The organism is Geomonas sp. (assembly GCF_056994735.1).
Window position 1 is genome coordinate 1 of sequence record NZ_JBXKJL010000285.1, and the last position, 24938, is coordinate 24938.

The window sequence follows — 24938 nt, forward strand, 5'->3', positions numbered from 1 at the left end:
GATGAAGCAGAAGCACTGTTCCTCTTTGAACATCACGATCTGCTGGCCCTGGGAGAACTGGCCCAGGCCGTGAACGAGAAGCGAAACGGCCGCAAGGTCTTCTTCAACGTCAACCGCCACATCAACCACACCAACATCTGCGTGAACCGCTGCCGCTTCTGCGCCTTCTACCGGAAGGAGGGTGACCCCGGCGCCTACCTGATGAATCTCGACGAGATCCGCACCCGCGCCGAGGAGGCGGTCAGCCAGGGGGCTACCGAGATCCATGTGGTCGGCGGCCTTCACCCGGACCTCCCCTTCGAGTTCTACCTCCAGTTGCTGGCAACGATAAAGGGGGTGTCGTCCGACCTCCATATCAAGGCTTTCACTGCGGTCGAAATAGCCTACCTCGCCAAGCTTGCTGGGGTCTCCATTCCCGAGACGCTGGAGCGCCTGAAAGAGGCGGGGCTGGGGTCGCTTCCCGGGGGGGGCGCCGAGATCTTCGCCCCTGATGTGCGCAACAAGCTCTGTCCCGAGAAGATTTCGGGGGCGGAGTGGCTCTCGATCATGGAGCAGGTGCACCGGGCCGGGCTGAAGTCGAACGCCACCATGCTCTACGGTCACCTGGAGAGCATGGCCGACCGTGTGGATCACATGCGGCAGCTGCGCGAAGCCCAGGACCGTACCGGCGGGTTCCAGGTCTTCATCCCGCTGGCGTTCCAGCCGGAGCACTCCCAGCTGAAACTCTCCGGCGCCGGGACCACCGGGGTTGACGACCTGAGGACCCTGGCGGTCGCCCGCATCTATCTCGACAACTTCGCCAACATCAAGGCGTATTGGGTCATGCTCGGGGAGAAGATTGCCCAGGTGTCTCTATCGTTTGGGGTGAACGACCTCGACGGCACCGTGGTCGAGGAGCGGATCGGCCATGAAGCCGGCGCCGATACCCCGCAGGCCATGGGTCGCGACGCCATCATCACCATGATCAGGAAAGCCGGCCGCACCCCCGTCGAGCGCGACACACTCTACCGGGAGCTGCGCGTTTACTGAAAGAACAAGCCCACAAGCGTTTAACAGGGATGGACAGGATTTCCAGGATAAAAACTAGAACAACGGCAAGGGCTTAAGAAATACGGGGCTCTGACGGAAGTCCAGGTTTTGCCCTTTATCCTGTTCATCCTGTCATCCCTGTTAACCGCCTTTGCAGTCAGGAAACTTAGAGATGCTGAAGACACTAACAGAAAAGGTCGCAACCTGCGAAGACATCACCCCTGATGAGGCACTTTGGTGCCTGGCGGAAGGGGACCTGCTGGCAGTTGGCCGCCTTGCCGATTCCATCCGGCAGCGGATGCACCCCGACCGCTGCGTGAGCTTCGTGGTGGACCGCAACGTCAACTACACCAATGTCTGCGAGTCGAAGTGCAAGTTCTGCGCTTTCTACCGTGACCTTGACGCCGCCGATGCCTATCTCCTTGATACCGCCACCGTCATCACCAAGATCGAGGAACTGGTGGCCCAGGACGGGACCCAGCTCCTGATGCAGGGAGGTCTCCACCCCTCGCTGAAGATCGATTTCTTCGAGGACCTCTTCCGGGAGATCAAGAGCCGCTTCCCCACTCTGCAGAACCACTCCCTCTCTCCTGCCGAGGTGACCCACATCGCCAAGATGTCCGGGCTCTCCATCAGCGATACTCTTGCCAGGCTCAAGAGTGCCGGTCTCGACTCCATCCCCGGCGGCGGGGCCGAGATCCTGGTCGACAGCGTCAGAAACGAGATCTCGCCCAAGAAGATCGGGTGGCAGGGATGGGCCGAGGTCATGCGCGGGGCGGCGCGGCTCGGGATGCCCACCACCGCCACCATGATGTTCGGCAGCCGCGAACGGCTCGAAGATATCGTCGAGCACCTGATCAGGGTCCGCACTCTCCAGGCGGAAGGCGGCAGCTTCACCGCTTTCATCCCCTGGACCTACCAGCCCGGGAACACCGAGCTCGGCGGCGGCAGCGCCTCGGGCGTGGAATACCTGAAGGTGCTGGCCCTTTCCAGGATCGTGCTGAGGAACATCCCGAACATCCAGGCGAGCTGGGTGACGCAGGGCGCCAAGATGGCCCAGGTCGCCCTCTTCTTCGGAGCCAACGACCTCGGGGGGACCATGCTGGAGGAAAACGTCGTAGCTGCCGCCGGCTGCAGATTCCGCATGTCGCGCGACGAAATGATCACCCTGATCAAGGGAGCCGGCTTCACCCCGGTCCGTCGCACCACCCTCTATGAGGAGCTTGAGCGCTACTGATGGGTAAGCAGGAGTGCGTGCTTCGACAGGCTCGGCACGAACGGTCACACAGGACGAACCATTCACCCGACCTTGTAAAGGGTACGCAGGGAGCTGTTTAAGGTTGAATTTCGTAAACCCTTACATTGCTTTGACTTTCGCACCCACTTTTGGTTATAGTCAGTAGGTCTTAAAACAGAAGCAAAGGAGTCGTCATGATCACCCTGCGGAGAAACATCGCAGAGATGGCGGGATACGTACCCGGTTTCCAGCCTCAAGATGCTGCCTCGTACATCAAGCTCAACACCAATGAAAACCCCTACCCGCCCTCCCCGCTGGTGATTGAAGCCATCGCGAAAGAGGCAGGCGAGGGGCTGCGCCGTTACCCGGACGCGGCGAGCAGGACGGCGCGCGAGGAAGCGGGGAAGCTCTACGGATTCGATCCCTCCTGGATCATCATGGCCAACGGCTCCGACGAGGTGCTGAACAACCTGATCCGCGCTTTTGCCGGTGAGGGCGAGGAGGTGGCCTACGTCCACCCCTCCTACTCCTATTACGGGACGCTGGCCGAGGTTCAGGGCGCGCGCGTCAGGACCTTCGGGCTGACCCAAGACTTCGAACCTGCCGGGATTCCCGACGACTACCCTTGCCGCCTTTTCTTCCTGACCAACCCCAACGCGCCACTGGGCTTCACCTATTCCCAGCGCTACATTGCCGAGCTCGCTAAAAGGATATCCGGTGTCCTGGTCGTCGATGAGGCCTACGCCGACTTCGCCGAAGAGAACTCCCTCGACCTGGTCCGCTCCCTCGACAACGTGGTGGTGACCCGCACCTTCTCCAAGAGCTACTCACTCGCTGGTATGAGGCTGGGGCTCGCCATCGCCAGACCTGAGGTCATCGCCGCGCTGAACAAGATCCGGGACCACTACAACGTTGACCGGCTCGCCCAGGCAGCGGCCACCGCCGCACTGAGCGATCAGGAGTACTTCCGCGACTGCGTGATCAGGATCAAGGAAACCCGCGGCTGGTTCAGCGCGGAGCTGGAGAAACTCGGCTATCACGTCATCCCCTCCAGCGGCAACTATGTCTTCGCCACGCCGCCTGATCGTGACGGCGCGAAGGTCTACCAGGGGCTCTATGACCGCAAGATCCTGGTCCGTCACTTCACCGACCCGTGTCTCAGTCACGGCGTCAGGATCTCCATCGGCACCCAGGAGGAAATGGAGCAGACCGTGCAGGCTCTGCGCGAGCTCCGGGCTGAATAATCCGATATCCGCCTTCGGTGGAGTTGGTGACGCACTGGCAAAGGCATGCGGTTGTCACAAAATTGAACGCTGCCCCTTGAAGTATAGATGAAATAGTTGTAATGTCTTGAGGTCGGAACCTGTCACTGTGACAGAGAGCGCTGACAGAAACTGGACAAACAAAAGACAGCATGCAAGATGCGGAAACGGATGGATACTTTTGCAGACCAAAACTAACGGGCTAACCAAACCCGCTTCAGCACACCTGATCACTGACCAGCAGACCTTAACCGAACTTGTAGAGCGCCTTTCGCAGGAGACAGTTCTGGCCTTCGACCTCGAGGCTGATTCCCTGCATCACTATACAGAGAAGGTCTGTCTGATACAGGTTTCCACCGAATCGGAAACCCGTCTCATCGATCCCTTGGCGGCCATAGACGTCAGGGTGCTCGCCCCGATTTTCGCCAACCCCGCCATAAAGAAGATCTTTCACGGCGCAGACTACGACATGCGCTCCCTTTACCGCGACTTCGGTATCGAGGTGGTGAACCTGTTCGATACCATGATCGCCAGCCAGTTCCTCGGCGAGGCCGAATTCGGCCTGGCGGCACTGTTGCGGAAGCGGTTCGGGGTCGAGCTGGACAAGCGTTACCAGAAGGCCGATTGGAGCAAGCGTCCCATTTCGCAGGAGATGATGGAATACGCGATGAAGGACACCTCGCTGCTGATCGAGCTCCACCGCCAGCTGGAGGCCGAGCTCAAGACCAAGGGGCGCCTCGCCTGGGTGGAGGAGGAGTCCGAGCTGGTCGCGGGTGTCAGGTCCTCCTCACGCGAGGGGGAGCTGATGTGCCTGCGCTTCAAGGGCGCACCCAAGATGAAGCCGCGGGAACTGGCGGTACTGGAGGAGCTTTTGCGCTTCCGGGACGAGAAGGCCCGCCAGGCCGACGTGCCTCCCTTCAGGATTCTCAGCAACGACCTGCTGCGGGAACTCGCCGAAAAACAGCCGCGCTCGAACTTTGAGCTGGTCGGCATCCATACCATGTCGTCGAAGCTGATCGAGAGGCTGGGGCGCGGAGTGCTGCAGGCGATCGCAGCGGGACTGGCGGTTCCGCAGGACAAGCTCCCCCAGGTCCAGGGTGGGCGCCGCCCCGTGCTGGACCGGCTTCAGGACGAGAGGGTGAAGAGACTAAAGGTCTGGAGAGAGACGAAGTCCGCGCAGTTGGGCCTGGGCGTCGGCCTGGTCGCCAACAACACCCTCCTGGAAGCCCTGGCCGAGCCCGGTTCCAACCCCCAGCAGCTCTCCCTCCTCAAGCGCTGGCAGCGCGAAGCCTTCGGGGAAGAACTGGCGGAACTCATCGCCTGAACCGATTAAATATAAGAGCGCACACAAAAGAGGCGGGTCCCTAAACAGGAACTCGCCTCTTCTTTTAGAACACTATCGGCCTACTCAGCGACAAGTCGGTCATAGTCACTATGGTTACCGATCCAGAACCAGATGATCCCGTCACAAGCCGACACTCCAAGAGCCCGATGACGTAGCCCTACCCTAACCGACCATAACGACCCCACTTTCTTAAGATGAAGGGAAGGGTGACGAGGATCTCGTTTCAGCAGTTCGAAGTTGGCGTCAGCTAGCTGTTGTATTACAGGCGGGAGGGCCGAGTAGCAATGCCAGAACCGTGAAGATGCATGATGGACTAAAGGGGTTTGCATTTCCCTGCGTCGTATTCTGCAAGAGCTTCAGCCGCGAAAGAATCGAGCTTTCCTTCTGCGTAATCTGCAGAGAGCTCCTTGTCCCACCGCTCCGCGTCAAAGGCATCAAACCACGAGCGGAAGCGCCGGAGTTCTGTATCCGGTAAGGCGGCAACTTCAGCCTCAAGTCTTTGCAATTTTGCCATGACACTCTCCTTATCAACAAGTAAGGCCGATCAAAGATTATCACAGCCTAACAGTGCTAGTCAAATGCGTTGACACTAGGTGTCATTATATAAAATATGACTAATGCCGGTCTTGTGACTCTTGTCACGGTGAGGTATAACTGCTAAAACTTGTAACAGGAGGGCTTATGCCTAGTCGAGTCGTCTGGAACCTGGTGAAGACGGCGGCCACCAAGATCCCTTGGGGAAGAATCGTCCAGAATGCGCCGGTAGTGGTCGAGCTCGTGGAAAGGGTCAAGGGTCATTTGAACGCCCCGCAGCAGAACGACCTCTACAACGAGCTGAAGCTCAACCGCGAAGAGCACCTGAAAATGGCGGACACCCTGCTCCAGAGCTCCGCACAGCTAGAGGAGCTGAAGACCGCGCTGGAAGTCCTCGCCGCCAGGCAGAAGATGTTGATGATTGCCACCGGAATCTCTCTGCTGGTCGCGCTCTCCTCCCTGATACTCTGGCTTGCGAGATAGCGACGGCTATCCCATGTCTCCCCAGTGGAATTGCAGGATGGTGACCATGGCCATCCCGGCGGTTTCGGTGCGAAGAATCCGCTGGCCGAGAGTGATGGGGGTGAAGCCGCGGGCTTTGGCCTTCTCGACCTCCTCGGGAGAGAGTCCTCCCTCGGGCCCGACCACGATGGCCACACTTTCCGGTGAACCGTGAGCCTGGAAAACCTCCCGCAGCCGGTTTGTCTGCTCGCCTTCCCACAGCAAGAGCTTCACCGCGTGCCCCGCTTCCTGCAGGACCGCCTCCAGCTTCCCACCGATCGCCACCTTCGGCGGCGAAAGCCGCCCGGACTGCCGCGCCGCCTCCTGCACGATCTTCTCGTAACGCCCAAGGCGCGACGCGCTCCGCTCACCGCTCAACTTCACGATCGACCGATCGCCCTCGAAGGTCACCACTTCCGAGATCCCCAGTTCCGTACATTTCTGCAGGATCAGCTCGAGCTTCTCCCCTTTCGGCAGTCCCTGGTACAGGGTGATCCGCACCCCCTCATGCCGCGCTGGAGCCTTCTCCTCGGTGGTAATCCTTACCGTGAGCTCCTTGGCGCCCACCTCCTCGATGACGCCGCAATACCGCCGGCCGGCGTCATCGGTGAGGCTTACCTCGCACCCCTCCTTCAGACGGAGTACCCGGGCCATGTGCCGGTAGAGTTCCCCGGCGATGGTGACGCTGTCGCCGCAAACGGCATTGGGCCCCAGGAAAAAGTTCCGCATCGGCTACAGCGCCTTCCGCAAGGTGAGGCAGCTCCACTCGGCGTCACGGGGATTCTCCATGAGAGTGAGCCCGGGGAAACCGGCAAGGACGAACTCCTCCTTTTCGGTAAGGATACCGGAAAGGATCAGCCACCCCCCTGGCGCTATCATGGCCGTCAGCTGGGCCGAAAGCCGCACCAGTTCCTCGGCGAGGATATTGGCAACCACCACTCCGTATTGATCTTTCAGCTCGTGGAGCGGGGTAGTCGAGGCCTCGACCACCGTGATCCGGTTTATCTCGAGGTTTTCCTCGGTGACCCGGACCGCTTCGGGATCGATGTCGATGGCGGTGATCTCGGTCGCCCCCATGAGAGCCGCCGCGATCGAGAGTACCCCTGACCCGGTGCCGACATCGAGCACCCGTTCGGGAAGCTTGCCGCCGTTCTCATTGAAGCAGATCCGCTCCAGCGACTCCAGGCACATCCGGGTTGTCGGGTGCGCACCGGTCCCGAAGGCCATGCCGGGGTCGATCTCGATCATCAGGTCTCCGGGAAGCTTCTGGTACTCCTCCCAGGTGGGCTTTATCACCAGCCTCTCGCCGATCCGCACCGGCTTGAAGTGGACCTTCCAGTTGTTGGCCCAGTCCTCGTTCCTAATCACGCTCACCACCGGCGGCTGGTAAACGAAGCCGGCGAAGGAGGGCCCGTTGTCGGCCAGGAAGTGCTCCACCCTGATCCGCATCTCCTCCAGTGATCCGTCGAGCGGCAGGTAGCCCTTCACCACTTTATTGGGGGTATCCTCGATGGTGTCGAGGGAAAAGGTGTCCAGGTGCAGGTTTTCGATGCCGACGCCGTTGCCGGTCAGCTCCACAAGAAAATCGGCCATGGTGTCGACCATCTCGGCTGGTACTTCGCAGGCGATTTCAGCCCAGTCTGTTTGCATAATACTCTTCGCGTCTCCTTTTCATTTGGCTTCTGGCCCGTATAAACTACCAGAAAATTAAAGGATATAGCAACGAAAACCTTGACAACCCCAAAAACAGCGGGTACTTATAATTAAAAAATTTTATTTAGAAATTAGCTTTTCCTACCGAACTTTTTCCCATTAAATTTTAGTTTTGCCTAAAAGAAAAAAACATGGTATATATCTAATGAGATGCTTTCCGCGCCCGTTGCAAACAATGAAATTGCTTCAAAATCAAGGTGATAGTTTCAATGAATCATGTTTATCTGCTTTCTGATGCAACCGGCGAAACAGTTGAGAGAGTCGCCCGCGCGGCGCTGACCCAGTTCAGGGATGTGGACGTTCGTATTCATAAATTCGGACAGATCCGCAACCAGGACGACATCATCCATGCCATGGATGAGATGACCCACGAACACGGCATTCTCTTTTACACCCTGGTCAACAGCGAACTGGCGCAGTTCGTCAAGGACGAGGCGGAGAACCGGCAGCTGGAGGCGGTGGACCTGATCACCCCTCTGCTATACAAGCTCGGAGAGTTCCTGGCGATGCGGCCGCAGAAGCTTCCCGGCCTGCAGTACGAGATGAATTCCGAGTACTACCGCCGCATGGAGGCGGTCGATTTCACCGTGAAGCAGGACGACGGGCAGGAACCGCGCAACCTGCACAAGGCGGACATCGTGCTGGTCGGGGTCTCCCGCTCCTCCAAGACTCCGCTCTCCATGTACCTGGCCCACAAGGGCTACAAAGTCGCCAACGTCCCGATCATCCCGGGGATCGAACCGCCGCCGGAGCTGGAGTTGGTGGTGCCGGAACGGGTGGTGGGATTGATCATCGAGACCCAGAGGCTGGTGGACATAAGGAGCGCCCGTCTGAGGAACCTGCGGCAAAGCCCGCGGGGGAGCTATGCGGACTACCAGCAGGTGGAGGATGAACTGGCGCACTGCCGCAGGTTTTACCGGGCCCACCCGGCCTGGCTGGTGATAGATGTGACGAACAAATCCGTGGAGGAGTCTGCAGCCGAAATCCTGAGCAGGCTCCATGGTGAAATAAGGCACGATTAGACGAAAGCCATAATAACAACAGGACAACAGAGAGGGTATTAACATGAGAATTTTGGTGGTTGAGGACGAGAAGAAGGTAGCCAGCTTCATCAAGCGCGGCCTTGAGGAGGAGCAGTACGAGGTCCATACTGCGGCTGACGGTGAGGAGGGACTGAAACTCGCACTGGACAAGCAGTTCGACCTGATCGTCCTGGACTGGATGCTCCCGAAGAAGGACGGCCTGTCGGTGCTGAAAGAGCTGAGGGAAAGGAAGAACGTCACTCCGATCCTGATGCTGACTGCCAAAGACTCGGTCGAGGATATCGTCGCCGGTCTCGACTCCGGCTCCGACGACTACCTCACCAAGCCCTTCGCCTTCGCCGAGCTTCTGGCCAGGGTTCGTGCCCTGATGCGCAGAAGCGAACTCGACCGCGGCGCCGAAATCCGCTTCGCCGACCTGCGCCTCGACCCGGTTACCCACAAGGTGTGGCGCAAGGACAAGGAGATCGATCTCACCGCCAAGGAGTACGGCCTCCTCGAGTACTTCATGCGCAACCCGCACCAGGTGCTGACCAGGACCATGATCGCGGAGCATGTCTGGGACTACACCTTCGACAGCTTCACCAACATCATCGACGTCTACGTCAACTACCTCAGGAAGAAGATCGACCGCGAAGCAGACAAGAAGCTGATCCACACGGTCCGCGGCGTCGGCTACATCCTCAAAGAAGAAGAGTAGCCGCAACCCGCGCCGGGCTCTTTGGCCCGGGCCGGCGCCGGCAACTGCGCTCGGCGCAGCTCTCAACCTTAACTCGCCTGTCCTACGGACGATTTCCGGCTCATAAAGTCCGGGAGTCGTCCGTTTTTTTTGCTCCCCCGCCCCGCTTCCGCTCTCCTTCGCGACTCCCAAAGGCCCCTTGACAAAAGAAGAGGAGATCATTAATTTTAGGCTACCAAATTCCAGGAGGTCGCCATGCAGGTAGCAATTGCCACAAGGTTGTTTGCTTTCATTGTCCTTCTCTCCTCTCTTTTCTCGACCGGGGCCTCGGCTGCCGCGGTCTCCCCGGACTTCGTCAAGCTGGCGAAGAAGCTGAAGCCGACCGTGGTCAACATCAGCACCTCCAAGACCATAGCGGTGCAGAAACGCCAGCACCAGTTCGGCATGGATCCCTTCCAGGAGTATTTCGAGAAGTTCTTCGAATCACCACGCCAGCATTCCCACAAGCAGAAGAATCTCGGTTCCGGCTTCATCATCAGCGATGACGGCTATATCATCACCAACAACCACGTGGTGAACGGCGCCGACGAGATCAAGGTCAAGCTCTCGGACGGCAGGGAGTTCAAGGGCGAGGTCAAGGGGCGGGACGAGAAGTTCGACCTGGCCCTGATCAAGATCCAGGCCAAGGGAAACCTACCCGTGGCGCCCCTCGGCGATAGCGACAAGATGGAGGTCGGCGAGTGGGTTATGGCGATCGGCAACCCCTTCGGCCTGGCCCAGACCGTCACCGCCGGCATCATCAGCGCCCAGGGGCGTGTCATCGGCAGCGGCCCCTACGACGACTACATCCAGACCGACGCCTCCATCAACCCCGGCAACTCCGGAGGGCCACTCTTCAACACCAAGGGCGAAGTGATCGGCATCAACACCGCCATCCTTGCCGGAGGGCAGGGGATTGGTTTCGCCATCCCGGTCAACATGGCCAAGTCGATCATCACCCAGTTGAAGGAGAGCGGCAAGGTGACCCGCGGCTGGCTCGGCGTCTCCGTGCAGATGGTGACACCCGAACTGGCGCAGTCCTTCGGGCTCGAGACCGAGCGCGGCGCGCTGGTGGCCGAGGTGATGAAAGAGAGCCCCGCCGAGAAGAGCGGCATCAGGGGGGGCGACATCATCCTCGACTTCGACGGGCACAGCATTCATGAGATGAGCGAGCTGCCGCGCCTGGTAGCCGCAACGCCGGTAGGGAAGAAGGTCAACGTGGTGGTGCTGCGCGACGGCAAGGAGCAGCACGTCCCGGTGACGGTCGAGCAGATGAGGGAGGGCGAGGAAGAGGACGTGGCTGTGACGAGCGACCGGCTCGGCGTCAAGGTGGCGGAGCTGACCCCGGAGCGGGCGAAGCAGCTGCGGATCCAGGGGGACCGCGGGGTGGTGGTGACGGAGGTGCAGCCCGACAGCCTCGCAGACCGCTCCGGGGTCATGGAAGGCGACCTGATCCGCGAGATCAACGGCGTGCGCATCACCAGCGTGAGCGACTACGGCAAGGCCATCGGGTCGGTGAAGAAGGGTGGATACCTGAAGGTTCTCCTCAGGCGCGGCAACAGCTCGATGTTCGTCGCCCTCAGGCTCGACTAGCTCCACGGTTCGGGCTTGTATATATACATGGCGGTAAAGGAGGGGGGCGGATCATCCGCCCCCTTCTTCGTTGCCGCTACCTTCCCCGGAAGGCGTCTTCCACCTCCAGGCGCAGCGCCTCCTCGGCATCGAGGTGCCGGGGGGAGAAGTGGAAGGGGATGGCCCGGACCGCCCCCGCGTCGCGGGCGAGTTCCCCCGCCTGGCGGGCCGTAAGGTGCGCCCTGTCGCGCGCCCGCTCACAGTCGGCATGCAGGAAGACGGCCTCTATGAAGAAGTAGTCCGCCCCCCGCGCCAGCTCGACGATCCTTTCGCGGTTTCGGGGAGTGAAGGCGGCATCGGTGACGTAGGCTATCTTCTCCCCCGGGACGAGCGCAAGGACCCGCTCCTTCAGTTCACCAAGGGTGATACTCCGCTCTCCGGCGCCGTCGCCGATCCGGAACACCGTATCGTCAGGCGCCCCTCGCAGCACGGCTTGCTTCACCTCCGAGAGCCAGGGGCCGACCGGCGCCCGCAACTCCTCTAGCCTGTTCTTCATGAAGTTGACATGCTGCTTCTCCTCGAAGGCATAGGCGAGGCAGGGGATGCCGCTATGATCCAGGAAGGCAACCCGGACCCTGAAATTTTCCTCCTCCTTGATCAGGTCTCCGCCGAAGGCCAGGGTCTCCTCCCCCTCCCTGGCAAAGACCCTCCCGGAGCTGAAGCGGGCCCTGGTGCCGGTCCCGTCGGGATCGATCTCCGTCACCGTGAGGGTGAAGACGGTGGGATAGCTCTGGACGAGGTTCCAGCTGTACGATGCGAGGCGGTGCTCGACCTGCCGGAGGATGCCCGGAGGGCCGAAGAGGTTCACCTTCTTGTCGCGACCGAGCATGATCCGGAGCATCTGGTCGAAACCGATGAAGTGATCGATATGGGTGTGGGAGATGAATATGTCGCTGACCCGGAGGAGCTTGCGGGCACCGAGAGGGGTGAGGTCGCCGAGGTCGAAAAGGATGGCGCGGCGGGCGAAGAGAAAGTCGAGATAGACCCCCGGGTCCTTGAAGGGGCGGTTTATCAGTGTGGGGAGAAAATGCGGCGTCATCCGACCTCCTCCACGTCTGTGATTGGAGCGCAGGGGCCTTCGGCTATTGCCACGGCGTAGGAGCGCCCTTCCGGGCGCGAAGAACCGGCGGGCTTTCGCGCCCGGAAGGGCGCTCCTACTACAAATCCAGCCGCGGTCAGCGAACCGCCAGCGGAGGGTTCGCGCCGGGAAGGGCGCTCTTACAGCCGCTGTCAGTCCTTGAGCCTCTTCATCAGCCAGGCCATGTTCTTCCCGAGGGTCTCCATGGTCTCCATGCCCTCGGCATCCCCCTCGACGTCGCCGATCTCGCGACCGATCCCGATGTTCCAGTAACTGGAGCCGGGGATGATCATCTGGCCGATGAGGAAGAAGTTGTTGATGCTCTCGAAAGCATGGATGGCCCCCGCGCGCCTGGCGACAACCACCGCGGCGCCGACCTTGCGCCTGAACATGAAGTCGTTGGCCCGTGACACCATCCCGGAGCGATCGATAAGCGCCTTGGTCTCCGTGGTGACGTCAGCGAAATAGGTCGGTGAAGCGATGATCACGCCATCGGCGGCGTCCATCTTGTCGATGGCGTCATTGATGAAATCGTCGTTGATGACGCAGTGCCGGTCCTTGTTCTTGAAGCAACCGTAGCAGGCTGTACATCCCCTCACCTGCTGCCCGGCCAGTTCAACCAGCTCGGTCTCGATCCCCTCCCGCTTCAGCTCCGAGAAGACCCTTTCTACCAGCAGCGCGGTGTTCCCGCCCTTGCGTCCGCTACCATTGAATGCCACAACCTTCATCTCTCACCTCGCACACGTCATTATAACTTCTGCAGCGCACCGCAGGGCTAGTCTTCCGGATTATTCTGATCCTCGATCATGAGTTTCTTAACCAGGGCGATCAACAGGCCGAGCATGACCAGGAATAGCATGTCCTGCAGCGAGTTCCAGTACCGCATGGCAGTGCCGTAGCTTGCGTAGCTCATGTAGTCGGAGATACCCCGGGCAATGCCGGAGGCCAGGCTGACCACGACGGCGCCGCCGCGACCGGCGTACCACCCGACCAGCGCGACCGGGATGCCGTAAAAGATCAGCACCGAGTAGTCGCCGGTCAGGAAATCAACCACACCGACCGACACCACGGCAATCAGCCCGATCACCACGATCAACCATACGGGGAGTTTCTTCAACGCCTTGTGCATCGACTGAGCCCTCGTCTCCACTGTAACAGTTGGCAGAGGAATAGTCACAGGACCACCCCAGACGCTTGATATATAGTTTTTAATCAGCCACCGCAAGACAAAAAAAGGGGACCGGTTGTCCCGGTCCCCCTTCCACTGCACTCTCTCCGCCTTGCCGTCGGCTTCGGGGCCTCACAGCGAGTTCCCTATTAGGTGGGCTCCTGTAGATCGCTTCAGGCAATTCCCGCACAATGGGGCAGCACACCACGATCACAAACAGTCACCCGTTCAATGAATTATTCCGCAGGGGCGTTAGTCGCCAGACGGACAAGCCAGAGAGAGTTTTCCGTTAACTTGTTGCTGCATTGTATCTTCGAGCCAAAGAGAAATCAAGACCATTTTTCCTTTAAAAGACGGGACTTTTGACACAACTGCCATCAATTAAAGAGCCCACACCAGCGGCACATCGAGAGCCCGCCAAGCAAGACACCACGATGTGGGAGCGCCCCTCCGGGCGCGAACCGCCGCTGCTCCCCTGACCGTACCGTGCGCCGTCAGATTCTCGCCGGCCCTTCCTGTTCGCGCCCTGAAGGGCGCTCCTACGGAAACAAACCCTGTTGCATTTTTGAACGATTAACGTACAATGCCGCCACCACAGCGGAGTCCGGAGGGAATATGCGTCTAAGGGATGAACAGATAGCGCGTCTGGCGGAAAGGGTGCTGGGCGATCTCGAGCGGGCTGAACTGATTGCGCAGAAACAGCCCCGAGGTGCCGTCCTCAACGGGATAAAGGCCGCGATTGCCGGCGACCTGAAGCAGGAGGAGACCTTGGAGCGGGACGCGGAGGCCCTCCTTGAGCAGACCTTGCGTAGCATGGGTGGAGCCGGCATCGACAGACACAAGATGCTGAGGATGATCAAGGAGAGGCTGGCCAAGGAAAGAAAGATCGTCCTCTAACTTCCAGGCAAGGCGTGCCAGCCCTTTCGTCAACCTCAGGATGAGAGCCGTTCGTGCCGAGCCGGCCCAAAGCACGTGTACTTATTACATCCGCAGTGCGCGCGGACCTGAAACCCGAACATGAGGATGCCATGCACATTTCAGAAGACCGTATCTCGCATATAGCCCACAAGATCTTCGACAAGCTCTTCAACGACGACCTGGCGGATTTCCCCGACGAGAGGCGCGCCCTCGACGCGATCAAGGGATCCATTGAATCGTTCTTCGCCGTCATGGGCCAGATCGACCAGGCCGTCCGCGACAAGCTCGCCTCCTACAGCCAGGCCAAGGTCCCCGGAAGCCGGGATTGGGAGATCCTGTACCAGAAGTTTTACGCCGAGGAACTGGCCAAGCGGAAGTGGTAACCATTCCAATTGCCTCCGTCATTCCCGTGGGTTCAAGCGGGACCCCGGAGTGAATCCCCGATAGAAGCACTCGGGGATGACGGCGGAAGCGGAAGTGGTAACCTCCCGCGGCCCTGATTTCCGGCTCCCCACGCCACGCCCCCATCGCGGCCTGTCGGCTTGTCACCCCCGATTAGACGCCGATACCATGCATCCCCCCTCGCCGCCGCCTCGATCGGAGGGGGGAGCTTTCCCACCTCCTCGCCATTTTCCATCCCCTGACAATTTATTTTTTGATCGCCCCTTGATTTTTGCCAACGCGCTGTTTATATTTAGCTGGCGTTTAGCACTCATCAGCTCGGAGTGCTAATTTTTTTCAATTACGAGAGATCTCGTATCTCAAAAGAAAGGAGAGGACAGGCATGAATCTTAGACCGCTGCAGGACCGCATCATCGTGAAGAGGGTTGAAGAGCAGACCATGACCGCCGGTGGCCTTTACATTCCGGAAACCGCCAAGGAGAAGCCGCAGCAGGGCGAAGTGGTCGCCGTCGGCAACGGAAAGAGGGGCGAGGACGGCAAAGTCTATCCGATCGATCTCAAGGTTGGCGACAAGGTGCTGTTCGGCAAGTACGCAGGTAGCGATGTGAAGCTCGACGGCGAGGACTTCCTCATCATGCGCGAGGACGACATCCTCGGCGTCATCGAGAAGTAATCCTGAAGGCTTTACCGGCGCAAGGGCGTCGGGTTCATTACTCAACCATCCAAGGAGGATATTTACATGGCTGCAAAGATCATCAAGTTCGACCAGGAGGCGCGCAACTGCATCCTCAAAGGCGTCAACACCCTGGCAGACGCAGTTAAAGTGACCCTCGGTCCCAAAGGCCGCAACGTCGTTATCGAGAAATCCTACGGCGCACCGCTCATCACCAAGGACGGCGTCACCGTCGCCAAGGAAATCGAGCTCGAAGACAAGTTTGAGAACATGGGCGCTCAGCTGGTGAAGGAAGTCGCCTCCAAGACCTCCGACGTGGCAGGCGACGGCACCACCACCGCTACCGTCCTCGCACAGGCCATCTACCGTCAGGGCTCCAAGCTGGTCGCGGCCGGCCACAACCCGATGGAGATCAAGCGCGGACTCGACCAGGCGGTCGAGACCCTGGTTGGCGAACTGAAGGCCATCTCCAAGCCGATCAAGGACCACAAGGAAATCGCCCAGGTCGGGACCATCTCCGCCAACAACGACAAGACCATCGGCGACATCATCGCCCAGGCCATGGAGAAGGTCGGCAAGGAAGGGGTCATCACCGTCGAGGAAGCAAAGGCGATGGAGACCAGCCTCGAGACCGTCGAGGGGATGCAGTTCGACCGCGGCTACCTCTCCCCCTACTTCGTCACCGATCCGGAGCGGATGGAAGCCAACATGGAGAACGTCAGCATCCTGATCCATGACAAGAAGATCTCCAACATGAAGGACCTCCTCCCGATCCTCGAGCAGACCGCCAAGAGCGGCCGCCCGCTGCTGATCATCGCCGAGGACATCGAGGGCGAGGCCTTGGCCACCCTGGTGGTCAACAAGCTGCGCGGCGTGCTGAACGTCTCCGCCGTCAAGGCCCCGGGCTTCGGCGACCGCAGGAAGGCCATGCTGGAAGACATCGCCATCCTCACCGGCGGCAAGGTGATCTCCGAGGAGGTCGGCTTCAAACTCGAGAACACCACCTACGACATGCTGGGCAGCGCCAAGAAGATCACCATCGACAAGGACAACACCACCATCATCGACGGCAACGGCTCCGACGCCGACATCCAGGGCCGCGTCAAGATGATCCGCGCCCAGATCGAAGAGACCTCCAGCGACTACGACCGTGAGAAGCTCCAGGAGCGTCTGGCCAAGCTGGTCGGCGGCGTCGCCGTCATCAAGGTCGGTGCTGCCACCGAGGTCGAGATGAAGGAGAAGAAGGCTCGCGTCGAGGATGCCCTTCACGCAACCCGCGCTGCTGTCGACGAGGGGATCGTCCCTGGAGGCGGCGTCGCTTACCTCCGCGCCATGAAGGCACTCGACAAGCTCGAGCTCTCCCCCGAGCAGCAGTTCGGCGTAAACGTGATCAAGCGCGCCATCGAGGAGCCGATCCGCCAGATCGCCCAGAACGCCGGCGTCGACGGGTCCATCGTGGTCGACAAGGTGAGAAACGGCGAAGGGGCCTTCGGCTACAACGCCGCCGAGGACACCTACGTAGACATGCTGCAGGCCGGCATCATCGATCCGACCAAGGTCTCCAGGTACGCCCTGCAGAACGCAGCCTCCGTCGCCGGTCTCATGATGACCACCGAGGCCATGATCGCCGACAAGCCGAGGGAAGAAGGCGCAATGCCAGCAATGCCGGGCGGCATGGGCGGCATGGGTGGCATGGGCGGCATGATGTAATCCGCAGCCCAGCTTAGATAAACAGAAACAGCAGGAAAAGGGAGTCGGCCTCAGGGTCGGCTCCTTTTTTTGTGCGCCGCGCAGGGCTTCCACATGAGAAATCGCTGCAGAATGACTGCCTCTTTGCCGAAGAGAGGAAGGCAGGGCTTCTGTCGCATGAGGAGCAAGGGGTCGACTTTACACGGTATGACCACCAGCGTATCCTTAATTAGACCTACCCGTCCCCGGGCAGCCCGCAGCCCCCGAGGCTGCCGAGGGCGGTTCATTATCCAAGAGGAGTTGCATGAGCCAAGGTCCCAGCGGAGGAGAGACATATCAGGAGCCAGGGGTCCCGACCGCGGAGGAGCTGGCATCGGCGAACGACGTCATCCTCGCCATGGTCAGGACCGCCAAGGGGCTGAGGATCTACCTCCCGAACAACCCTGTGCTCATCAGGTTCTCCGAGGAGCTGAGCGTCAAGATGGCGGCGCACATGGCGAGGTTCGGCGAATTCAGGCTCGACGTGGAGCCGTTCGTGCTGAGGTACAAGGGGGGAGAGGTGTACGCCAACCGGGATGCCAAGGAAAGCATGGCCTTCCGCATCCATTCCGACGGCATCAGGATGCTCACCTTCTCCGAAGGGATCGAGCAGCGGGAACTGAACGTTTTCCTGGGAATAGTGGCCTTCGAGCAGCCGACTCACCAGGACGATGACATAGTGACCCAGCTCTGGGAGAGGGATCTCCCTCACATCGGCTACGTGCTTGAGGAAGACCTGGTCGAGGTGGCGCTGGAGGAGCACGGGGACCGGGGACCGCAGCAGGAGGCCATCTCCCGGGTACTGGCCTCCGTCCGGGAGCCCTTGCCCCTGCGCCCCCTCCCGAAGGAGCTTCTGGCCCTTACCCGCGACGACGCGGGGTGGCTGAGGAAGGTCCGGCAGGCCGAAGTCTACCGCAACCCCCTGGAGGACGTCTTCAACATCCTCTTCGCGATCCTCGGGGAAGTGCGGGACCCTGAGACCTTCCGGGAGTTCCTCGAGCTGGAGGCCGAACTGGTCACCACCATGTTCTTCGGCGGGGAAGTCGGACACGCGCTGATGCTGGTCCGCTTCCTGGATCAGCTGCGAAACCGGGACACCCTCCCCCCCGAGCAGCGGCGGTCGGTCAACGAAGCCATCAACGGGCTCCTCTGCGAAAGAACCGTGCAGGTGCTGCACGAAGCCATCGATTCAGGGGAATCGGTCAGCTACGACGAGGTCCGCGAGCTCCTGCTCACCCTGGGGCTTCCCTCCCTGGAGGCCATCTGCGAACTCCTGGGGCGGGTGGAAAAGCTCAAGATGCGGAAGGTGATCGTGGAGGTGCTGGTCGAGTTGGGCAAGGATCGGCCCGAGGTTTTCGCCCCTTTCCTGAACGACCCCCGCTGGTACCTGGTCCGAAACCTGGTGCTGGTCCTCTCCCTCTTGGGGACCGAGAAGTCGCTGGAGATGATCGTCGGGCTCATCTCTCACCGGGAGCAGAGGATCCGGCGCGAGGTGCTCGGTTTCCTGGAACGATCCCCGGACCCCAAGGCGAAGCCCTATATCGTCAGGTACCTGCGGGATGAATCGGGTGCGCTGCGCATGAAGGCGCTGCAGATCCTGGCCCGTGAGCGGCTCCCCTTCTCCCTGAAACCGATACTGGCGCTGACGGCTGCCGACGAATTCAAGGGCAGGGGGCTAAGCGAGAAAAAGGCGGTGTACGAGGCCCTGGGGGAGTTCGGTTCGGAGCAGGTGCTCCCCCTTTTCCGTGAGATGCTCCTCAGGAAGCGCTGGTTCCAGAAGTCGGCACAGAGGGAGACGGTGATCTGTGCCGTAGCCGGTCTGGTCAGGATGGGGAACAAGGCAGCCCTCGAGCTTCTCGAAGAGGCCCGAATCCAGCGCAACCCTGAGGCCCGCGAGATCATCGACCAGGCCATCGCCTCCCTCACCGCCGGCCAGGGAAGAGAACCCGCAGCCGAAGGAGAGCCCTAGATGGCGGCGGAAAGGAACGCATACCAGCCCGACGCGGAGATGGTCCGGCTGGGGAAGAGCCTGGTGGCGCAACTCTTCGTCCTGATCAAGACCTCTTTCCATTACAGCGAGAGGCACCAGGCCATCGACGTCCCCGTCGGGAGGGTACTCGAGGTCGTGCGCGAGATCCACCGGAAGAGGGAGGAGGCGTCCCTCAGGGTGAAGGGGAACCATCTTTTCGTCGGGGAATACCGCCTCAAGCCGGACGCAGCCGGTTCCGAAGCGGTCATTTTCATCATTGAAGAGATGAAGCGTCGCCTGCTGGGGAGGATCACCTTCTCACCGGAGGTCACGGCCGAAGAACTGCGCAGGTTCATCTATGCGCTGAGGGAGGCGGATGAAGAATCCTCCCGCGACCCCTACTCCAGGATGCTCGAGCGAATGCAGCAGAGGATGGTCAGTCACATAGAGGTGGAGACCCTGCCGGAGGAGGCCGAGGTCCAGATCGGCCGGAAGAGGCTGCAGGACGACAGGGAAAGGGCCAGGCTTTTCTACCGGAAGGCGGTGATCGCCATGGAAGAGGTCATGGCCAGCGCCAGGGCGGGACAGCCGCTGAGGTTCAGGGAGTGCAAGCGGGTGGTGCAGCACCTGATAGATCTCCTGGCAACGCAGGAGTCGACCCTGCTCGCGCTGGCAGCCACCCGCTGCCGGGAGGCCTATACCGAAAACCACGCCGCCAATGTCTGTGTGATCTCGCTGTCCATGGGGAAGAGGCTGGGGATGTCGAAATTCCATCTCTGCGAACTGGGGATGGCCGCCCTTTTTCATGACATCGGCAAGGCCGATCTCCCGCGCGGGATCCTGGACAAGGGGGAGGAGCTGACCCCCGAGGAGCAGCGGAAGCTGGAGGCGCACCCGCTTTGGGGAGTGCGGAAGCTGATGAGGTTGAAGGCCCTCGACACCATGACCGCCCGGATCGTCACCTGCGTCTTCCAGCACCACCTGCTGGCCGACTACTCGGGCTACCCGCGCCTCGGGTACCGGGGCCTCACCCTCTTCAGCAGGATCATCAGCATCGCCGACAGCTACGACAGCCTTACCTCGTCCCGGGTCGGCAGCAGAAGGGCGTATCCGCCGGACAAGGCGATCAGGTACATGCTGACGCGCGGCGGCAAGGAGTACGACCACCCCCTGCTCAAGCTGCTGGTTAACTGCGTCGGCATGTACGGAATAGGGTCGCTGGTGCTGCTGGAGGGCGGGGAACTGGCAGTGGTGGTTGAAAACCAGCGGGACCCCGCCCTGATGGAGCACCCCAGGGTGAGGCTCATCTGCGACCGCGACGGCCGGGAGGTGGCAGGCGAAGCGGTCGATCTCGCCCTCTCCCAGCCGCCGGGCAAGGTAGTCGCCGCTCTCGATCCCCACCCCTTCAAGCTGGACCCAAGCCGCTATCTCTTCTGAATCCCATCCGTTACCGTCAGTCCACGAAGCCCTAGAAATAGGCGACCGTCAGCAAGGGCGCGGTGTCGCTGACGCTGTCGTTTATCTCCACCAGCCCCGTGGTGACCACCCCAAGATCGGTCATGATCCGCACCTGGAAGCTGGGAAGCGCCAGGGACTGGGCCGTGACCATCAGCCGTGTCACGTCGACCACCACGTGACGATTCAGGTCCAAAGAGGTGACAGGAGGGTCGATGGTGGTGGCCGCGAGGGGAATCAGGTCGGAACGGTTGAAATCGGTCGGCACCAGGGGCGGGTCGAACGAGACCAGCTCGATCCTCAGGGGGACGCTGGCCGAGAGCGGGGTCAGGTTGTCGACCACTATGTCGAGGGTCGCCGACTCTATGGCGGCATTGAGGGGAATCACGGTCAGCGGGAAGTCGAGGAAGGCGCGGAACTCGTTCAGGGTGATCGGATCGATTCCCGCAAGGACGCTGGTAAGGGAATCACGCCGCACCTGACTTACCGTCAGGAAGCCGTTTAAATCCTTCCGTATGTCACCGTCGACCGTCTCGTCACTGAGGATGTCCTTCACGATGACGGGCGGAGGGCCGCCGTGCCCCCCTCCGTCCCCGCATCCCGTCACCGCCGCCAGCATCGCCAGCAGCATGATCGCTATCAGTATTCTTCTCATGAGCCCCTCCCTTTGTTACTTTCTCCCCCGCCCCATCGATCGCAAGCTCGGTACCGCGTCAACTGTCCGCAGGTCGCCTGGGCCCCAACCTCCTGCAATCAATACCGTTCCACTAAGGCCGGCCCCGCCGGCGACAAGGCCAAGCTTACCAAATGAGGCAGGAAATGAAAGGAAAGGGGAAGGGAAGGAGGCATCTCTTTTCTTTTCCCCACCGCGCCTTGCACAAATTAAGGGGCTCGGTACAATACATTAACCCCATTGAAATGTTTGAGCTTTCTCCCGTCCGAAGGCTCCGGCATCGGGGCCGGGCCCGGCGTCCAAGATTTACATAAAAACTGCGTAAAAGCGTATACTTTTCAGTGGACACTCCAAAGTGAGCCACCTCATCAATGAGAAAAACCGCACCCAAGGAAAACCGATACGGGGAGGGAGAAATGACTGCCCAGAGGAACAACACGCTCCGTCAGCACCTGGCCGCCGTCAAAGCGGGAGAACGCGTCTTCGAAAACGCCTTCCAGGGAATAATCAGGATGATCCTGGAACCCGGCTTCGAAAAGGTCACGGTGAACGGCAAGACGACCTACGACTTCAACATTTTCCGGACCGGCCGCAAGCATACCATCGGCATGTATGACGAGATCAACAGCTTCGTCTCGTTCGTCAAGGATGCGGCAGAGGGCGGCTCCAGCAAGGAGATGGCCTTTGTCCTGGTCGGCGAGCCTGGCAACGGGAAGACCTTCTTCGTGGAGTTTCTCTGCGGCAAGTACCGGAACTTCCTGACCCGGGACCGCAACCGCAAGTACAGCTTCCGCTTCCTGAACCTGGACCAGATAGGCACCTACGGCAAGATCCGCGAGATCGACTCGCAGACCTACGAGGACCCGATGATCCTGGCCATGAACCTCTTCGACAACCAGGAGGACAACCGCCGGTTCATAGCAGAGCAAGGCTTCAGCGAGGACGAGGTCGAGAACCTCTACCGGAACTACCGGCCGATGGGAGCCTGCAGCGGCTATATCTGGAACGATATCAGGGAGTATTGCGATCACGACATGGAGAGGATGCTCGATAGCGTAGCCGTCGTCCCGGTACCGATGAGCGAGAGCCTCGGCACCCTGACCGGCAAGTACCCGGCCAAGGACAAGATCACCTCATCCGCCGTGGACCTCCTGGGCGAGGAGTCGATACAGAGACTGCTCCATCTCTCCGACACCAACAACCCGTACCGCTTCGACCTGCGGCGCGGCGCGCTGGCCAGGGTTGGTGGAGGCGGCATCCACTTCAGCGACGAGATCTTCAAGAACAAGAAGGACCTGGTGCAGGTCTACCTGGGGGTCATCCAGAACCGCGCCATCGAGATCGACGGTTACCGGTGGCCCATCGACTCCATGATCATCGCCACCAGCAACAACTCCGAGTTCAACCGCTTCCTGTCGGAGAAGGAGGAGGCGCCGATCGTCGACCGCTGCAGGATCTGCTACGTGTCGCACAACACCAACTACCGGATGCAGGAAGGGCTGACGGCTTACGCCATCGGCAGCGAGGCGAAGACGACCCTGACCAAGGAGACGCTGCACCAGGACCCGAACCTGAACTACGCGGCCTCGGTGGGCGTGGTGCTGACCAGGCTCCCCAGGAGCGAGAAGCTGACCCCGATCGAGACCATGAAGCTCGCGGCGGGCGAGGTGGCGGGCGAAAAAAGCATCAAGGCGCTGGCCGAGGTGATCGACACCCTGGGACAGGAGCCCGACATCACCAAGCGCTTCGGGCAGCGGGGCTTGGGTCACAGGAGCCTCGGCCGCAGCATCCAGATCCTCAAGGAGAGCTCGGAGACCAACGAGGGACGCTGCATGGTCGCCTACGACGTATTCAAGGCCCTGGAGCGGGTGGTGCTCGACTACGTGGTCGAGACCAACGAGCGGGCCAAGTACCTCGAGGACCTGAAGACGGCCAAGAAGCTCTACCGCGAGCGGATCATGACCGAGATGTTCAACGCCTACATGGACGAGCCCTTCGCCATCAGGAAGGACGTCCAGAACTACGTGAACATGATCATCGGCATAGACGCCGAGAACCTGGGGCCGGACCGGATGTGGAAGTACAAGGACCCCCAGAGCGGGGAACTGAAGGCCCTGAAGATCGACGAACGCTACGTGAAGAGCGTCGAGGAGCGGATCGGCCTGAAGACCGAGGAGCAGCGCGCGTCGTTCCGGACCTCGATCAGGAAGATCTACGGCCAGAAGATCTCGGTGGACCCGAATTACGACTTCATGGACAACCTCGAGCTGGTGAAGGCGGTCACCGATGTGCGGCTGAAATCGGATATCGCCGGGGCCGGGAGCCTGATCGGCGCTCTGGCCAACAGGACCAACGAGGAAAACCAGAAGCTCTACGACAGGATGATCGTGACCATGCTCGGGAAGCTCGGGTACTGCCGTACCTGCTCGCAAAAGACCATAGAATACTTCTGCACCCAGGAAGACGAGAGCTAGGAAGGGTACGGCGGACGCCATGAGAGACCCCCAAAAATACCTGGAAAAACTTAAGCGAGAAGGGCTCGACCCGGAGCGGGAAGAACGCTTCAGGAAGGAGCTGGCGGTCACCCGGGAGGTGTCCTCGAGTGACAGCCGCGGCCCCTTCCCCGGGTTCGCCCGCAGCATCTACTCCTGGCACGACATGACCCTCCTGCAGCAACAGGAAAGGATCCCCAACCCCTTCACCATGCAGATGAAGGCGCTCGACGAGCTCCTGGAGCGGGACCGGCAGCGCGAGAAGGACGGCTTCCCCCGCAAGATCAGGGTGGGAAGGCTGATCAAGCCCGGCAAGGTCGGCGGCAAGGGGAAGGTCGTGGTGGTTCCCTCCACCGAGGAGGAGAAGTTCGTCCATGACCCCACCGTACGCCCCCCGGGAGAGGGTGGCGCGACCGGCGGCAGCGGCAAGGGAGAGGAAGGCGAGGTAATAGGCGAGCAGAAGGTCAGGGAGACCGGCGAGGAGCCGGGGCAGGGCCCGGGACAGGGTGAGGGGGAAGCCCACGAAGTCGGCGCCTCGGCCTACGAGCTGGGGAAGGTGCTGACCGAGCAGTTCCAGCTCCCCAACCTGAAGGAGAAGGGAAAGAAGCGCTCCTTCACCCGCTACATCTACGACCTCACCGACCGAAACCGCGGCTCCGGGCAGGTGCTGGACAAGAAGGCGACCCTGAGGAAGATCCTGGAGACCAACATCGCCCTGGGGAACGTCCCGGACGTGTCGGACCTCGATCCCACCCGCTTCCTGATCTCCCCCAAGGACAAGGTCTACCGCATCTTCTCCGAGGAGAAGGATTACGAGCCGCAGGCCATGGTCTTCTTCCTGCGCGACTACTCGGGCTCCATGGCAGGGAAGGTGACCGAGCTGGTGGCGACCCAGCACGTGATGATCTACAGCTGGCTTCTCTACCAGTACGCCGGGCAGGTGGAATCACGCTTCATCCTGCACGACACCGAAGCCAAGGAGGTCCCGGACTTCCACACCTACTACAACTCCCGCGTGGCCGGCGGAACCGAGGTCGCCAGCGCCTACAAGCTGGTGAACGAGATCGTGGAGAAGGAGAACCTGGCCGCGGACTACAACATCTACGTCTTCCACGGCACGGACGGCGACGACTGGGACACCGGCGGCGACAAGTCGATACCGGAGCTGATCCGGATCCTGAGCTACGCGAGCCGCATGGGAGTGACCATCGCCGAGCACGCCGGGACCCAGTGGACCGAGGTGGCCCGCTACCTCGAGAATTCGGGGCTCTTGCGCGACAAGCCGAACCTGTTGCGCATGGATGTGATGACCGAGGATGCCGAGGAGGCCCGGGTCATCGAGGGGATCAAGAAGCTGATCTCGTAGGAGCC

Annotated in this window: 23 protein-coding genes and 1 other RNA gene; 16 read left to right on the top strand and 8 right to left on the bottom strand. The window is 60.7% G+C overall.

All coding sequences use genetic code 11. The annotated features are described in order from the left end of the window. The 4 genes from mqnE to AC11W3_RS12160 all read left to right on the top strand — a co-directional run. Window positions 1-1029 (top strand): aminofutalosine synthase MqnE (gene mqnE / locus AC11W3_RS12145; RefSeq protein ID WP_484091486.1); only part of this gene is annotated, 1029 nt, incomplete at its 5' end. 172 nt (window positions 1030-1201) lie between these two features. Next, on the top strand, window positions 1202-2266 hold the full coding sequence (gene mqnC / locus AC11W3_RS12150) for a cyclic dehypoxanthinyl futalosine synthase (protein ID WP_484091487.1): 1065 nt from the start codon (window positions 1202-1204) through the stop codon (window positions 2264-2266). Between the two features lie 194 nt (window positions 2267-2460). Next, window positions 2461-3510: a histidinol-phosphate transaminase gene (gene hisC, locus AC11W3_RS12155; RefSeq protein WP_484091488.1), complete on the top strand. Its 1050-nt coding sequence runs from the start codon at window positions 2461-2463 to the stop codon at window positions 3508-3510. 199 nt (window positions 3511-3709) lie between these two features. Continuing rightward, complete coding sequence (locus AC11W3_RS12160; RefSeq protein ID WP_484091489.1) at window positions 3710-4852, top strand: ribonuclease D; 1143 nt, start codon at window positions 3710-3712, stop codon at window positions 4850-4852. Between the two features lie 334 nt (window positions 4853-5186). On the opposite strand, the gene AC11W3_RS12165 is transcribed toward AC11W3_RS12160, so the two are convergent. Next, complete coding sequence (locus tag AC11W3_RS12165) at window positions 5187-5387, bottom strand: hypothetical protein (protein WP_484091490.1); 201 nt, start codon at window positions 5385-5387, stop codon at window positions 5187-5189. A 167-nt stretch (window positions 5388-5554) separates the two neighbouring features. Between AC11W3_RS12165 and AC11W3_RS12170 the strand changes: the two genes are divergently transcribed. After that, window positions 5555-5890 carry a hypothetical protein gene (locus tag AC11W3_RS12170; RefSeq protein ID WP_484091491.1) on the top strand — a complete coding sequence of 112 codons (336 nt, stop codon included), beginning with the start codon at window positions 5555-5557 and terminating at the stop codon, window positions 5888-5890. A gap of 6 nt (window positions 5891-5896) precedes the next feature. On the opposite strand, the gene AC11W3_RS12175 is transcribed toward AC11W3_RS12170, so the two are convergent. Both AC11W3_RS12175 and prmA read right to left on the bottom strand, forming a co-directional pair. Next, the gene (locus AC11W3_RS12175) at window positions 5897-6637 is read right to left on the bottom strand and encodes a 16S rRNA (uracil(1498)-N(3))-methyltransferase (protein ID WP_484091492.1); all 741 of its coding nucleotides are present in this window, start codon (window positions 6635-6637) and stop codon (window positions 5897-5899) included. 3 nt (window positions 6638-6640) lie between these two features. Further along, window positions 6641-7558, bottom strand: coding sequence for a 50S ribosomal protein L11 methyltransferase (gene prmA / locus AC11W3_RS12180; RefSeq protein WP_484091493.1), 918 nt, complete (start codon window positions 7556-7558; stop codon window positions 6641-6643). A gap of 272 nt (window positions 7559-7830) precedes the next feature. On the opposite strand from prmA, the gene AC11W3_RS12185 reads away from it, so the two are divergent. The 3 genes from AC11W3_RS12185 (at window position 7831) to AC11W3_RS12195 (ending at window position 10972) form a co-directional block, all read left to right on the top strand. Further along, on the top strand, window positions 7831-8643 hold the full coding sequence (locus tag AC11W3_RS12185; protein WP_484091494.1) for a pyruvate, water dikinase regulatory protein: 813 nt from the start codon (window positions 7831-7833) through the stop codon (window positions 8641-8643). A gap of 43 nt (window positions 8644-8686) precedes the next feature. Further along, window positions 8687-9361 carry a response regulator transcription factor gene (locus AC11W3_RS12190; protein WP_484091495.1) on the top strand — a complete coding sequence of 225 codons (675 nt, stop codon included), beginning with the start codon at window positions 8687-8689 and terminating at the stop codon, window positions 9359-9361. Between the two features lie 234 nt (window positions 9362-9595). After that, the gene (locus tag AC11W3_RS12195) at window positions 9596-10972 is read left to right on the top strand and encodes a DegQ family serine endoprotease (RefSeq protein WP_484091496.1); all 1377 of its coding nucleotides are present in this window, start codon (window positions 9596-9598) and stop codon (window positions 10970-10972) included. A 76-nt stretch (window positions 10973-11048) separates the two neighbouring features. Here AC11W3_RS12195 and AC11W3_RS12200 read toward each other — a convergent pair whose 3' ends face one another. The 4 genes from AC11W3_RS12200 to ssrS form a co-directional block, all read right to left on the bottom strand. Beyond that, a complete protein-coding gene (locus AC11W3_RS12200; RefSeq protein WP_484091497.1) occupies window positions 11049-12050 on the bottom strand; it encodes a ribonuclease Z in 1002 nt (333 codons plus the stop codon). A 191-nt stretch (window positions 12051-12241) separates the two neighbouring features. Further along, window positions 12242-12817, bottom strand: coding sequence for a flavodoxin family protein (locus AC11W3_RS12205; protein ID WP_484093095.1), 576 nt, complete (start codon window positions 12815-12817; stop codon window positions 12242-12244). 47 nt (window positions 12818-12864) lie between these two features. Continuing rightward, window positions 12865-13218, bottom strand: a complete 354-nt coding sequence (locus AC11W3_RS12210; RefSeq protein ID WP_484091499.1) for a hypothetical protein — start codon at window positions 13216-13218, stop codon at window positions 12865-12867. Window positions 13219-13357: 139 nt separating this feature from the next. Further along, a non-coding RNA gene (gene ssrS / locus AC11W3_RS12215) (6S RNA) lies at window positions 13358-13539 on the bottom strand. Between the two features lie 333 nt (window positions 13540-13872). Between ssrS and AC11W3_RS12220 the strand changes: the two genes are divergently transcribed. The 6 genes from AC11W3_RS12220 (at window position 13873) to AC11W3_RS12245 (ending at window position 20384) form a co-directional block, all read left to right on the top strand. Next, a complete protein-coding gene (locus tag AC11W3_RS12220) occupies window positions 13873-14154 on the top strand; it encodes a DUF507 family protein (RefSeq protein WP_484091500.1) in 282 nt (93 codons plus the stop codon). A 131-nt stretch (window positions 14155-14285) separates the two neighbouring features. Beyond that, window positions 14286-14558 carry a DUF507 family protein gene (locus AC11W3_RS12225; RefSeq protein ID WP_484091501.1) on the top strand — a complete coding sequence of 91 codons (273 nt, stop codon included), beginning with the start codon at window positions 14286-14288 and terminating at the stop codon, window positions 14556-14558. Between the two features lie 401 nt (window positions 14559-14959). Continuing rightward, a complete protein-coding gene (groES, locus tag AC11W3_RS12230) occupies window positions 14960-15250 on the top strand; it encodes a co-chaperone GroES (protein ID WP_484091502.1) in 291 nt (96 codons plus the stop codon). A 66-nt stretch (window positions 15251-15316) separates the two neighbouring features. After that, on the top strand, window positions 15317-16960 hold the full coding sequence (gene groL, locus AC11W3_RS12235; protein ID WP_484091503.1) for a chaperonin GroEL: 1644 nt from the start codon (window positions 15317-15319) through the stop codon (window positions 16958-16960). Between the two features lie 283 nt (window positions 16961-17243). Then, entirely contained in the window at window positions 17244-18947 is a 1704-nt protein-coding gene (locus tag AC11W3_RS12240; protein WP_484091504.1) for a HEAT repeat domain-containing protein, read from the top strand. After that, window positions 18948-20384 carry an HD-GYP domain-containing protein gene (locus AC11W3_RS12245; protein ID WP_484093096.1) on the top strand — a complete coding sequence of 479 codons (1437 nt, stop codon included), beginning with the start codon at window positions 18948-18950 and terminating at the stop codon, window positions 20382-20384. 31 nt (window positions 20385-20415) lie between these two features. Here AC11W3_RS12245 and AC11W3_RS12250 read toward each other — a convergent pair whose 3' ends face one another. Beyond that, a complete protein-coding gene (locus AC11W3_RS12250; protein ID WP_484093097.1) occupies window positions 20416-21057 on the bottom strand; it encodes a hypothetical protein in 642 nt (213 codons plus the stop codon). 434 nt (window positions 21058-21491) lie between these two features. Between AC11W3_RS12250 and AC11W3_RS12255 the strand changes: the two genes are divergently transcribed. Together AC11W3_RS12255 and AC11W3_RS12260 are read left to right on the top strand one after the other, a co-directional pair. After that, window positions 21492-23549 carry a serine protein kinase PrkA gene (locus AC11W3_RS12255; protein WP_484088425.1) on the top strand — a complete coding sequence of 686 codons (2058 nt, stop codon included), beginning with the start codon at window positions 21492-21494 and terminating at the stop codon, window positions 23547-23549. 19 nt (window positions 23550-23568) lie between these two features. Continuing rightward, complete coding sequence (locus AC11W3_RS12260) at window positions 23569-24933, top strand: DUF444 family protein (protein WP_484088426.1); 1365 nt, start codon at window positions 23569-23571, stop codon at window positions 24931-24933. The last annotated feature ends 5 nt before the right edge of the window (window positions 24934-24938 follow it).

Bases quoted from the DNA above. Each gene is read 5' to 3' on its own strand.
- mqnC (WP_484091487.1), top strand. From the start codon at position 1,202: ATGCTGAAGACACTAACAGAAAAGGTCGCAACCTGCGAAGACATCACC.
- hisC (WP_484091488.1), top strand. From the start codon at position 2,461: ATGATCACCCTGCGGAGAAACATCGCAGAGATGGCGGGATACGTACCC.
- AC11W3_RS12165 (WP_484091490.1), bottom strand. From the start codon at position 5,387: ATGGCAAAATTGCAAAGACTTGAGGCTGAAGTTGCCGCCTTACCGGAT.
- AC11W3_RS12170 (WP_484091491.1), top strand. From the start codon at position 5,555: ATGCCTAGTCGAGTCGTCTGGAACCTGGTGAAGACGGCGGCCACCAAG.
- AC11W3_RS12175 (WP_484091492.1), bottom strand. From the start codon at position 6,637: ATGCGGAACTTTTTCCTGGGGCCCAATGCCGTTTGCGGCGACAGCGTC.
- prmA (WP_484091493.1), bottom strand. From the start codon at position 7,558: ATGCAAACAGACTGGGCTGAAATCGCCTGCGAAGTACCAGCCGAGATG.
- AC11W3_RS12185 (WP_484091494.1), top strand. From the start codon at position 7,831: ATGAATCATGTTTATCTGCTTTCTGATGCAACCGGCGAAACAGTTGAG.
- AC11W3_RS12190 (WP_484091495.1), top strand. From the start codon at position 8,687: ATGAGAATTTTGGTGGTTGAGGACGAGAAGAAGGTAGCCAGCTTCATC.
- AC11W3_RS12195 (WP_484091496.1), top strand. From the start codon at position 9,596: ATGCAGGTAGCAATTGCCACAAGGTTGTTTGCTTTCATTGTCCTTCTC.
- AC11W3_RS12200 (WP_484091497.1), bottom strand. From the start codon at position 12,050: ATGACGCCGCATTTTCTCCCCACACTGATAAACCGCCCCTTCAAGGAC.
- AC11W3_RS12205 (WP_484093095.1), bottom strand. From the start codon at position 12,817: ATGAAGGTTGTGGCATTCAATGGTAGCGGACGCAAGGGCGGGAACACC.
- AC11W3_RS12210 (WP_484091499.1), bottom strand. From the start codon at position 13,218: ATGCACAAGGCGTTGAAGAAACTCCCCGTATGGTTGATCGTGGTGATC.
- AC11W3_RS12220 (WP_484091500.1), top strand. From the start codon at position 13,873: ATGCGTCTAAGGGATGAACAGATAGCGCGTCTGGCGGAAAGGGTGCTG.
- AC11W3_RS12225 (WP_484091501.1), top strand. From the start codon at position 14,286: ATGCACATTTCAGAAGACCGTATCTCGCATATAGCCCACAAGATCTTC.
- groES (WP_484091502.1), top strand. From the start codon at position 14,960: ATGAATCTTAGACCGCTGCAGGACCGCATCATCGTGAAGAGGGTTGAA.
- groL (WP_484091503.1), top strand. From the start codon at position 15,317: ATGGCTGCAAAGATCATCAAGTTCGACCAGGAGGCGCGCAACTGCATC.
- AC11W3_RS12240 (WP_484091504.1), top strand. From the start codon at position 17,244: ATGAGCCAAGGTCCCAGCGGAGGAGAGACATATCAGGAGCCAGGGGTC.
- AC11W3_RS12245 (WP_484093096.1), top strand. From the start codon at position 18,948: ATGGCGGCGGAAAGGAACGCATACCAGCCCGACGCGGAGATGGTCCGG.
- AC11W3_RS12250 (WP_484093097.1), bottom strand. From the start codon at position 21,057: ATGAGAAGAATACTGATAGCGATCATGCTGCTGGCGATGCTGGCGGCG.
- AC11W3_RS12255 (WP_484088425.1), top strand. From the start codon at position 21,492: ATGACTGCCCAGAGGAACAACACGCTCCGTCAGCACCTGGCCGCCGTC.
- AC11W3_RS12260 (WP_484088426.1), top strand. From the start codon at position 23,569: ATGAGAGACCCCCAAAAATACCTGGAAAAACTTAAGCGAGAAGGGCTC.